Below are 10901 nucleotides of genomic sequence, written 5' to 3'. Positions count from 1 at the left end.
AGTCGCCCTCCAGTATGGTCGGATTCATCGAGCCGGTTGGCACCCAGTTCCAATCGGCCAGCACCGACCGCACCGGAATCATCACGAATATAAAGAAATAAATAACCCCTCGCCATTCGAGCCACTGCCGCTTCAGCCAGACCCGAACACTTGCTTTTGTCCATTGCATCATATCAGGACTTTGACATGTGGATGGCATTTACGTTCAACCTGACGTCTATGTGCCAGCCAACCAGCCTTTTGCGGTATTCCAGCGCTTTCCATACCGCTCTGTGGAAACCTGTCGCCGCACCCGCAGGATGCGGCGAGGCCAATCAAGGTCTTCCAAGCGCCAGCCCCTGACCGTCCCACTCCGAAGGGCATAAACCGCCAGCAAGAGCAGGATCGTCCGGTTGCGCAGATGCAAGCGCGTGTCCCCCAGCGCTCGCCGCAATGTGCCGGCGCACCTCCGTCCACGCCGGTCCCATGGGCAGGTCTTCCTGGCGAAATAGGCGCGGGGCGAGCAGCATCGGGGAATGGGGCGCTCCGCAGGCTTGCGCTTCGGCTTTGTGCTCTTGTGTCAACAAAGGAAACCGTTAGTTGGCGAAATTGAGTTTTGAAAAACTCCCAGCTTCCGTTATGCTGGTCACAACGATTACATGAAAGACACAATTCGAATCGGCATGACGGCGCAAATCACGTTTCGTGTGGAGCGTCCCTACACCATTGACTTCGCCGGGGCGGGCATGCCCGAGGTATTGTCCACCCCCGCACTCATCAACTTCATGGAGCGAACGGCACGCCTGGCGCTCCGGCCCGCTTTGGAAGACGGTGAAAGCTCGGTGGGCATGGAACTCGAAATCCGCCACCTGGCCCCCACGCCGCCGGGCCATACCGTCACCTGCACCGCCCGCGTCATTCACGCGGAAGACAAGATCGTCACGTTGCAGGTCGAGGCCTCGGACGAGACCGAACTCATCGCCCGCTGCATGCACAAGCGCGCCATCATCAACAAAGAGCGTTTCGCGGGCAAAGTGGATCGGAAAAAGAAGAATGGCTGACATCCGGGTAAAACACGTGCAATGAGCCGCGTATGAAGCTTTGTGGGTTCATGATCCTGACCGCCGGATTGATTGGTCTGGCGGGCCTTTGTGCCGGAGAGTTGCCGTCCCCGGAACAACGGCAACTGGCGTTGCAGCAGGAGTTCAACGTTGCGCGCGTCCCGGTCATCAATACGAATTCCGGAATGCTCGCCCAACGTTGGCTGGCGTTGGCGCGCCAGGAAACCGCGGCGCTGCAGCGCGGCCTCAAGCCGTGGTCCAAGGATGCCCGGGCCAAACTCCTGACCGATGGCCGCTCGCACGAGCATGGTATCCGCCCCAACACCCAAATTCTCATTGGTTTGGCCATCGCCGCCCGGTTCGGTGATACGGAAATGGAATGCACCAACGCCTTGGCGGATTTGGTCGCCATACTGCATTTTGTGGCGCCGACCCATTCCGCCGGGCCGTTGACCGCCAGCGATGGCAAGAAGTGGCAAAATCAATGGCAATCCGCCCTGTGGGCTGCGCAAGCCGGTGTGGGGGCATGGTTGGTGTGGGACCGTCTTGATCCGGAATTGCAATGGCTCACGGCCAACCTGATTTGTGCCGAGGCGGATCGCTTTGTTGACGTGACCCCGCCCCACCAGGTGAAGAACGACACCAAAGCCGAGGAAAATGCGTGGGATTCCATGGTGATCTCGCTGGCGGCCAATATGTTCTCCAAGCATCCGCGCCGGGCGATTTGGGAAGCGACCGCCATCCGCTGGCAGCTTTCCTCGTTCGTCACGGAACCGGACACTCGCAGCGCCCGGGTGGTGGATGGCAAGCCGCTGAAAGAGTGGGGATTCGGGCCGAACATCCATGAGGACTACACGCTGGAAAATCATGATCGCGTTCACCCGTCTTATATGGGTGCCATCACGCTCAATCAGGACCAGCATTTATTCTATCTGTGGGCCGGACATCCGGCGCCGGAAGCGTTGCACTTCAATGCCCAGCCGATCTATGAGCATCTGAAATTTTTCTCGCACCCGGATGGCCGCATGCACTTCCCCAATGGCCAGGATTGGGAGCTGCATCGCCTGACGCCGGTGAATCACGCCGTGATGAACGTGCTCTTCAAAGACCGCGAGGCGGCCTATCTGGAACGGGCGACGCTGGAAACGTGCGAAAAAATGCAGCAACGCGAACCGGGCGGGCCAACCCTGTTGCCCCAGGAATATTTTTTCCCGTCGCTGCCCGGGATGTATGTCAATGCGTACACCATGGCGTTTCTGCTGCACGCGGCGTTTGGCGACGGAGTTGAGCCAGTATCCGCAGCGGAATTCCTGCACGCCAAAACGCGGGTGCAAAATTTTGAGCAAGGGGAGTTTGCCGTGCAGCGCACCCCGCACGGCTGGGCGTCGTTCTCATGGGGCAACCGCATTATGGGCCAGGCCATTCCCTTTACCCGCGACTTGCTGGGCAGCCCTTACGAATGGAGCTTCATCGGGACAGTGGAGGCAACCCCCACCGGAACTCCGCCCCAACCGGCAGCCCCCAAAAAAGGCGCGGAATATCCACGCATACTCAAGCTGGCGCGGCAAGTGACCACCCGGTATTTTTCCGTTCAAGCCACGTTGAGCCGGGCGGGCGGGCTGGTGGAACAAGCCATCGTGTTTGTCAGCCTGCCGGATGGGACGGTGGCTTATTTCGAGCGGTTCACCGCGCGGCAGGAGTTGGAGCTGAAACGGTTGGAATCGTGCAAGCTCGGCGTATTGAACGAGCCGGAATGGGTTTACCAACGCAAGCCGCGCCGCTTGTTTTCAGCATCCGGCGAACGATTCGTCAATGGGCTGGAAGCCAGTGCCGCGTTCACGCTGCCCTCCACCTGGCTGAATGTGGATGACGCCTGGGGTTTGGTGCTGCTCGGGGAACACGGGTTTTACTATCAGCCCACCCACCAGGCCGCCAAAGGCCGCCGCGAACAATTCCTCTTTGCCACCCCGCCTCAACGCACGATCTGGCACGAAGGGGAGATTTTGACGCAACGCGGCCTGTTGGTCTTGCTGAACGCCCCGGCCAGCCGGACCGCTGACTTGGAACGGTCCTTGAAGCTGGAGAACCAGATCGAATCCGGGGAGATGAAACTGACGTTAAACGGTTGGCGGCTCGACGTTCATTTGCAAGCCGTGCCACCGACATTAAAAATTGCCGAATGACTGATTTCGGCTGGCCGGCATCCACGGCTGCAAGAATCCCATTGCCCGGAGTTCTGCCCTAGGGTTACTCTGACCGCCAGACTGTTTGAAATTATGATCGCTATGAAGAACGTGCTTCGCGGCATCGCGACTGGCCTGGCGGCCATGTTGCCTGCGTTCCTGCCGTTGGTTTCGCCAGCCACCGCCGCTATGCCGGGAACCAAACCCAATATCCTGCTCATCCTGGCGGACGACATGGGGTATTCGGATGCAGGTTGTTACGGCGGAGAAATCGAGACCCCAAATTTGAATCGGCTCGCCGAAAACGGTGTACGTTTCACCCAATTTTACAACACCGCCCGTTGCTGGCCTTCCCGCGCCAGCATCCTCACGGGTTATTACGCGCAACAGGTCCGGCGCGACACCGTGCCCGGCATCCAGAGCGGCAACAATGGCATGCGCCCCGCTTGGGCGCAGCTCCTGCCCGCGTATTTGAAACCGCTTGGGTATCGCGCCTATCATTCCGGCAAATGGCACGTGGATGGCCAGCGCCTCCCTGCCGGGTTTGACCGTTCCTATTCCATCGAAGACCATAACCGCTATTTTTATCCGCGCGAACATTTCGAGGACGATGTGAAACTGCCGGCGGTCGAGCCCGGTTCCGGCTATTATGCCACCACCTACATTGCCAGCCATGCCATCAAGTGCCTGAAGGAACACGCCGAAAAATATCCCGCCCGCCCTTTCTTCCACTACCTGGCTTTCATTTCTCCGCATTTCCCCTTGCACGCGTTGCCCGAGGATATCGCCAAATATCGTGACCGCTACCTCGATGGCTGGGACGTGGCCCGCGAGCACCGTTATCAGCGCCAGCGGGACATGGGTTTCTCCAACGGCGCGTTGTCGCCACGCATGCCGCAGTCTTATCCCAACTGGAACCTGGCGGAAGAGGGCTTGAAAAAGCAGATTGGCGAAGGCGAGGCGGGCCGGGCGGTGGCGTGGACTGAGTTATCCGCTGAACAAAAGCGTTTCCAAGCCACCAAGATGGCCATCCATGCCGCGATGGTGGACCGCATGGACCGCGAGATTGGCCGCGTGCTGGAACAGCTCAAGGCCATGGGTGCTTACGAAAACACGCTGATCCTGTTCCTGTCCGACAACGGCGCGTCCGCCGAACAAATCATTCGCGGCGATGGTCACGACCAGACTGCTGACCCGGGATCGGGCAAAACCTTCCTCTGCCTGGGGCCAGGCTGGTCCACCGCCGCCAACACCCCGTTGCGCCTGCACAAATCCTGGGTACACGAGGGCGGCATCTCCACCCCGCTCATCGTGCAATGGCTGGGCGGCATCAAGGCCCGGGGAGAGTTGCGGAATAATCCGGGCCACCTCATAGACTTGGTGCCGACCCTGCTTGACGTCGTGGGGGGCGCGCAACCGCCGGCGCAGCCGGGCGAAGCCCGCCCGCCGTTACCCGGCAAAAGCCTGGTGCCGGTGTTTACGAAAGATCAAACCGTCTCGCATGATTATTTCTGGTGGTTCCACAGTGATAATCGCGCCATCCGGATGGGCGACTGGAAAGTGGTGGCCGATGGCACCAACGCCTGGGAATTATATGACCTGAGCAAGGATCGCTCCGAATGCAACAATCTTGCCGCCCAACATCCAGACAAAGTCACCGCGATGACTGCGGAATGGCAGAAGCACATGGACGAATTCAAAGCCCAAGCCATATCCGATGGCAAAGCGGTTGATCGCCCGATGGCGGGCAAAAAGAAAGGCAAAAAGAAAGCCGCCGAATAGGCGCTTTCTTGGCCAGCCTCCGTCAAATACGCTCAATCTGCGAGCGGCACAGATCCCGTTCTTCGGTGCCTGCAACAGTTGGTGCGGAATGTGAGTTAAGTACACATTATCATCTTATTAGCAATCCCGATAGTATCCGCTTGCCAAAGCCGGGCGCGGCACGTTAGCATCCCGTCCGCAGTAAAACATAACCGAGACATATTTATATGAGTACGCAAGTCAAGGCGGCCCAGACGGCCAAGCCAAAAGAGTCATCCGCAGGACGCTGGGTGTCCTATCGTCCGGAGATCAAGGTGCTGGATTGCACCATCCGCGATGGCGGGTTGATGAACAATCACAAGTTTAGCGACGAAGTCGTCCGCGCGGTCTATAAGGCGTGCGTCGAATCCGGGGTGGATTACATGGAAATCGGGTACAAGTCGTCCCAAAAGATCATTGTCCCGGGAGAATACGGCGATTGGAAATACTGCCGGGAAACGGACATCCGCCGCATCATCGGCGACAACCCGAGCAACTTGAAGATTTCCGTCATGGCGGACGCCGACCGCACCGATTATCATTCGGACATCCTGCCGAAAAAGGAAAGCGTGGTGGACATGATCCGCGTCGCCGCCTACATCAGCCAGATTCCTTCGGCGATTGATATGATCAAGGACGCCCATGACAAGGGCTATGAAACCACGGTCAACATCATGTCCGCCTCGACCATCGCCGAGCGGGAGCTGAACGAGGGGCTGGAACTCCTGGCCAACTCCGAGGTCGAGAGCGTTTATGTGGTGGACAGCTTTGGTTCTCTGTACAGCGAGCAGGTGCGGTTCCTGATGAAAAAGTATCTTGGCTACGTCAAGAATAGTGGCAAAGAGGTGGGTATCCATGCGCATAATAATATGCAGCTTGCGTATGCTAACACCATCGAGGCCATTATCTGCGGTGCGAACATGGTGGATGCCACCATCGCCGGCTTGGGACGCGGCGCGGGCAATTGCCCCATGGAATTACTGATCGGTTTTCTGCACAACCCGAAATACAAGCTGCGGCCCATCCTGGGCTGCATCCAAGAGCATATCGAGCCGATGCAAGCCGAGTTGCGGTGGGGGTTTGACCTGCCGTACATGCTGACCGGCCTGCGCAATCAGCATCCGCGCGCCGCCATCAAGTTCAAGGAAAGCAAAGTCAAGGGCGACATCCTTGAATTTTACGACACGATGGTGGACTAAGCTTCAACATTAACCAATTTGGTTGCATGCCATTTCACCTCCGGCCACTAATCAACGAAGCTTCTCTGCCAGGTCCTTTTTCAGGAAGCTCAGCGATTCCTGCGGGTTGTGCCAGACTGGGGAGTAATGCACTCACTCCCACTGCTTGAAATCGGACGCATAATAGGGGGCGCAAAAAATCTTTGGCAAAGCCATTGACAAAGGCGGGGAATTCGCTAGGGTAGCGCGCTCTGGTTTATAACTATAGATATTGATTTATGCCGAATACGAAGTCAGCCGAACGGCGGGTACGCGGGAATGAACGCAAACGCTTGCAGAATCGCGCGGTAAAGACGCGCCTGAAATCCCTGCACAAGAGCTATCAAACGCTCGTGACCGCAAGTAAAAAAGAAGAAGCCACCAAGGCCTACCGGGCTTTGAGTTCCGCCTTGGATAAAGCCGCCAAAGTGGGCGTCATCCCCAAGGGCACCGCCCAACGCAAGCGCTCGCGCTTGGCCCTGGCCCTCGCCAAGGTCAAGTAACCGCTCCGTCTCCATTTTCTTCTGTGAAACGGCGTTCTACCCGAACGCCGTTTTTGTTCATTTCCGGCAGCACCAGCTTTGATTGCGGAATGCGGATTGCGGAATGCGGATTGCCAAACAGGTGTTTGGTTCTATCCGTGTTATCGGTGTAATCCGTGGTTCAATTCCGGATTTTTAACCACGGATAACACGAATGGCACGGATGAAAACCAGTCCATTGCGGAATGCGGAATGCGAAAGGCCAAACAGTGTTTGGTTCTATCCGTGTTATCGGTGTAATCCGTGGTCCAATTCCGGATTTTTAACCATGGATTACACGAATGGCACGGATGAAAACCAGTCCATTGCGGAATGCGGTCAATCACTCCTTCACCGCGTAAAAGAAAATGGTCGGAACGACAGGATTTGAACCTGCGACGTCTTGGTCCCAAACCAAGTGCTCTACCAGGCTGAGCTACGTTCCGACACGCCAGACCTATGACTAGCACACAACGGGAGGCCGACGCAATAGCGAAACACCCAATTTTACCGTTTATTTTTCCGCGCCCTTTCCCCGCCGGCCGCCTGCTTCCAACTGCTGAGTTCCATTTCCTTCTTTTTAACTACTGATAATGCGGCGGTTTGGGGTTGGTGCTTTTGATCCGCTCCAGTTCCATGGTTTCGATGCTTTCCGCCTGATTGCGCACCAGGGTTTGCAGGCGATGCAGGATTTTCGCCTGCTCGACGACCACTTCGTTCAACTGCTCCACCTGGCGCTCCAGAAAGGCGAGGTGGGTTTCGAGCTTTTCCAATCGTTCGGCGCCGGAGGTGTCCATGGATTGGTTCGCCGGCGATTCCACCGCCAGCCGGGACGCAAGCGCGCTGGCTTCAGGGGCGTCCGCTAAAAGTGGGTGCGCAGTGGTGGTTAAGTTGTCACGGTACAGGCTCCAGATCAGCGGGAAGCTGGGAGCAAAGGCACTCGGTTTTTCGGCCAGCCAGTGGTCCAAGTGTTCCGGGCTAAACCACGTGCCAGTTTCAATTTCCTCTGGCTGGAGGCGGAATGGCCCCTCGGATTCACTGCGATAGACCCACACAAATTCCATGCCGGTATCCGGGCAGGCATTGATTTTAAAGAGTCGCTCGGGACATTCAGTGAGTTCCAGCCCGATTTCCTCGCGGACCTCCCGCCTGGCGGCGGTATCGTAATCCTCCCCGGAAGCCAGGTGCCCCGAGGCGGACGAGTCCCAGGTGCCGGGATGCTTGTCTTTTTTCCAGGAACGCTTCTGCAAAAAAAGTTCGCCGCGCCGGTTGAAGACCAGCACATGCACCGCCCGGTGTTTCAGCCCGAGGCGATGCACTTCCCGGCGGGTTTCCCGCCCGATGACTTCATCGCGCTCATTGACGACATCAAAAATCTCTTCACTCATAAAACGGGTGGCTGGTTAAATTGCTGTGCGACACCGGGCTTTTTCAATTGCCGGGCCAGGGCGATAAACGTTTCCAAACTGAGCGCTTCCGCGCGCGACGTGGTGGGCACGCCAGCTTTTTCAAAGGCAGCGGAGAGCACGGGCTCGGACCAGCCGGCTTTATACAGTTTGCGCAACATTTTGCGGCGTTGCGAAAACCCCTGCCGGATCAGCCACAGGAACGCGGTGCGCTCATCCCCCGTGACCAGCGGGACCGGCCGCCGATGCAACACGACACAGGCGCTATCCACCTCCGGCGCGGGGAAAAAACAGGAGGCCGGGATTTTGAACGAGTCGCGCGGCTCGTAATCAAGCTGGACCAGCAAGGTGAGCAAACCGTAGTGGTCCGAACTCGGATCAGCCATCAGGCGTTGGGCGACTTCCAGTTGCAGCGTGCAGACCAGACGCTGTGGACGTTGCGGGGATTGCGCCAGTTCGACCAGGAGGGGCGAGGCCACCGAGTACGGCAGGTTGGCCACCAATTTCCAGGCGGACCAATCGCGGGCCTCGCGCCGCAGGATCTCCAGGGCGTCGGCGGTCAGCAGTTCGAGGTTCGCAACGGCGGCGAAGCGCTCCTGCAAAATAGCGGCGAGGCGCGCATCCTTCTCAATGGCCAGCACCTTGCCCGCCTGTGCCAGCAGCAGTTCGGTGAGTGGTCCCAAGCCGGGGCCAATTTCCAAAACCTGGTCGGCCTTAGTCAATTCCGCCGCCGCGACAATGCGCCGCAACTGGTTGCCGTCGTGGAGAAAGTTCTGGCCGAGTGATTTGGTCAGTTGCAGATCACGTTGCGCCAAGATTTGCCGCATTTCGGAAAGAGTCATGGCAGCACCGCTCCTTGCGCTTGGCGTGGAAAGAATCGGACAAAACCGAAGTCCGAAAACCGAAAGCCGAAAGCCGAACGGGGTATCGCCAGTCTCCATGCTCCAGCCTGCAAATCGGCTTCGGGCTTCGGGTTCCGGTTTTTCTTCGGATTTCGCATTTCGGTTTTCGGCTTTAAGGAATTAGAGCGTCTCCGGCCGCACCCGGGCGGCGCAATCTCTCACCGAAGTGCCCAGCGCCGCGATGGTGCTTTTCAGTTGGCGTTGGGTGATGGTCAGCGGCGGCGTGAGGCTGATGACGTTGGCGTGTTCTCCTTCGGGCAGTAAAATATAGCCACGCTGCAACATATCCTTGATCACCGCCAGGGACAGTTGTGTGGCGGGTGTCCCGTCTTTGAATTGCAATTCCAACCCCAGCATCAACCCTTGTCCACGCGCGTCTGCTTTGAGTTTGGGATGGGTGTTTTGAAGATGACGCGCCAGGGCCTGCAGTTCCTGCAACGCAAATGCTCCCAGTTTCGCGCTGCGCTCCGGCAGATGCCGTGCCTGCAATTCAGCGATCTGGGCCAGCGCCATGCGGCAGCCGACCGGATGCCCCAGAAAGGTGCTGGTGTGAATGGCTTCCCCGTTGGATTCCGGCCAGGCGAGGTCCATGTAATCGGCGCGCCCCACACAGGCGGAAATCGGGAACCCGCCGGCCATCGCCTTGCCCACGCAGATCAAGTCGGGAACCACGGCCGTGTGTTCGCACGCAAACCAGCGACCCGTGCGGCCAAAGCCGGTGTAGATTTCGTCGAATATCAGGGCCACGTTATACTTGCTGCACAACGTGCGCAAAACCGGGAAAAATTCCAGCGGCGGCACCTGAATCCCGCCCCGTGCCTGCACGGGTTCCACCAGCACCGCGCCAATGGGCTCCTGGTTTAAACACGCTCGCAATTCCGCTTCCACGCCCAGCAAATCATCCAGGCACGCGGGATATGTCAGAAACCGGCCAAACTGTTTGATTTGTGGGAGGAACGGCTGGCGAAAATGCCGGCGATGGGTGGCATTCAACGCCCCGTAACCCAGCCCGTGATAAGCGCCCTTGAAAGCGATGACCCCTTTGCGCTTGGTTAACAGAAACGCGGTCTTCAACGCCGCCTCAACCGCTTCAAATCCGGAATTGCAAAAGATGACCTTACCATGGACTTGCGGAGAGTATTGACCCACGCGTGCCCACCGCTCGTAGGTCAGGCGGCTGAGTTCCCGGGCCAGCAACGCCTTGGGCGCATGCGGGTGGACATCGCCCATCGCGTGCAGCAACCGGCCCATCTGCTGCCGTCCGGCAGCCACCACCCGGGGATTGGCGTGCCCCGCGGCCGCCACCCCAAAGGCGGCAGTCAGATCAAGGTACTTACGCCCGGCGGCGTCCCAAACATGAACCCCTTGCGCCCGCTCAAAGACAATGGGCCAGGAACCATCCGTCTCCATGAAGGTGACATTACGGCTCTCATATTGGCGCAAGAGCCGCAGTACTTCATTGGTTGCTATTTTTTTACGCATTTAATCCTGAACTCACCGGCTCGGAAGCATCTGCAAGTTGCGTTTCCCCTCAACCTGACCCTCTCCCTCGGGGAGAGGGAATGACGCGCTCGACGCTTTGGAATTTCAAATGTTATTTGCTCCGCTCCCACGTCACTGAACAGGCTGCGGAGTTCTGAAAAATTTGTATCACTCAGCCCAATCTGCTCCTCAGCCGGATACTGTCCACCCTGTCTCCACGGCGTAGCAGGCCACTGGAAGCTGGATTCTTGATTTACGCCGCATGGCGACAGGAAAACGGATTCAACGATGAATGTCAAGCGCAGAATGAACATGGGCGATGGTTCGATGGTTTGGTTTTTATCCGGGTG

The 10901-nt window shown here is 58.0% G+C and carries 8 protein-coding genes and 1 tRNA gene; 5 read left to right on the top strand and 4 right to left on the bottom strand.

Annotated elements, in window-relative coordinates; genetic code table 11:
* Positions 1–638: 638 nt before the first annotated feature.
* The 5 genes from WCO56_13440 to rpsT all read left to right on the top strand — a co-directional run bounded on the left by WCO56_13440 (position 639) and on the right by rpsT (position 6743).
* Positions 639–1040, top strand: coding sequence for a thioesterase family protein (locus WCO56_13440; protein ID MEI7730572.1), 402 nt, complete (start codon positions 639–641; stop codon positions 1038–1040).
* A 32-nt stretch (positions 1041–1072) separates the two neighbouring features.
* Positions 1073–3223 carry a hypothetical protein gene (locus WCO56_13435; GenBank protein MEI7730571.1) on the top strand — a complete coding sequence of 717 codons (2151 nt, stop codon included), beginning with the start codon at positions 1073–1075 and terminating at the stop codon, positions 3221–3223.
* A gap of 102 nt (positions 3224–3325) precedes the next feature.
* Positions 3326–5005 (top strand): arylsulfatase, encoded by a 1680-nt coding sequence (locus WCO56_13430; protein ID MEI7730570.1) that lies wholly within the window; start codon positions 3326–3328, stop codon positions 5003–5005.
* Between the two features lie 206 nt (positions 5006–5211).
* The gene (locus tag WCO56_13425) at positions 5212–6222 is read left to right on the top strand and encodes an aldolase catalytic domain-containing protein (protein MEI7730569.1); all 1011 of its coding nucleotides are present in this window, start codon (positions 5212–5214) and stop codon (positions 6220–6222) included.
* 257 nt (positions 6223–6479) lie between these two features.
* Positions 6480–6743, top strand: coding sequence for a 30S ribosomal protein S20 (gene rpsT / locus WCO56_13420; GenBank protein ID MEI7730568.1), 264 nt, complete (start codon positions 6480–6482; stop codon positions 6741–6743).
* Between the two features lie 387 nt (positions 6744–7130).
* Here the strand turns inward: rpsT and WCO56_13415 are convergent.
* The 4 genes from WCO56_13415 to WCO56_13400 form a co-directional block, all read right to left on the bottom strand.
* Positions 7131–7207, bottom strand: a tRNA-Pro gene (locus WCO56_13415).
* A 138-nt stretch (positions 7208–7345) separates the two neighbouring features.
* Entirely contained in the window at positions 7346–8149 is an 804-nt protein-coding gene (locus tag WCO56_13410) for a SlyX family protein (protein ID MEI7730567.1), read from the bottom strand.
* Entirely contained in the window at positions 8146–9009 is an 864-nt protein-coding gene (rsmA, locus tag WCO56_13405) for a 16S rRNA (adenine(1518)-N(6)/adenine(1519)-N(6))-dimethyltransferase RsmA (GenBank protein ID MEI7730566.1), read from the bottom strand. The genes WCO56_13410 and rsmA overlap by 4 nt, the downstream gene beginning before the upstream one ends.
* 180 nt (positions 9010–9189) lie before the next feature.
* Positions 9190–10551 (bottom strand): aspartate aminotransferase family protein, encoded by a 1362-nt coding sequence (locus WCO56_13400; GenBank protein MEI7730565.1) that lies wholly within the window; start codon positions 10549–10551, stop codon positions 9190–9192.
* Positions 10552–10901: the final 350 nt, after the last annotated feature.

The sequence above is a fragment of the Verrucomicrobiota bacterium genome, assembly GCA_037139415.1.
In the GTDB taxonomy this organism is placed as follows: Bacteria; Verrucomicrobiota; Verrucomicrobiia; order Limisphaerales; family Fontisphaeraceae; genus JBAXGN01.
This window is presented reverse-complemented; position numbering and strand designations above follow the sequence as displayed.

Excerpts from the sequence above, each read along its gene's own strand:
- WCO56_13440 (MEI7730572.1), top strand. The coding sequence starts at position 639 with ATGAAAGACACAATTCGAATCGGCATGACGGCGCAAATCACGTTTCGT.
- WCO56_13435 (MEI7730571.1), top strand. The coding sequence starts at position 1,073 with ATGAAGCTTTGTGGGTTCATGATCCTGACCGCCGGATTGATTGGTCTG.
- WCO56_13430 (MEI7730570.1), top strand. The coding sequence starts at position 3,326 with ATGAAGAACGTGCTTCGCGGCATCGCGACTGGCCTGGCGGCCATGTTG.
- WCO56_13425 (MEI7730569.1), top strand. The coding sequence starts at position 5,212 with ATGAGTACGCAAGTCAAGGCGGCCCAGACGGCCAAGCCAAAAGAGTCA.
- rpsT (MEI7730568.1), top strand. The coding sequence starts at position 6,480 with ATGCCGAATACGAAGTCAGCCGAACGGCGGGTACGCGGGAATGAACGC.
- WCO56_13410 (MEI7730567.1), bottom strand. The coding sequence starts at position 8,149 with ATGAGTGAAGAGATTTTTGATGTCGTCAATGAGCGCGATGAAGTCATC.
- rsmA (MEI7730566.1), bottom strand. The coding sequence starts at position 9,009 with ATGACTCTTTCCGAAATGCGGCAAATCTTGGCGCAACGTGATCTGCAA.
- WCO56_13400 (MEI7730565.1), bottom strand. The coding sequence starts at position 10,551 with ATGCGTAAAAAAATAGCAACCAATGAAGTACTGCGGCTCTTGCGCCAA.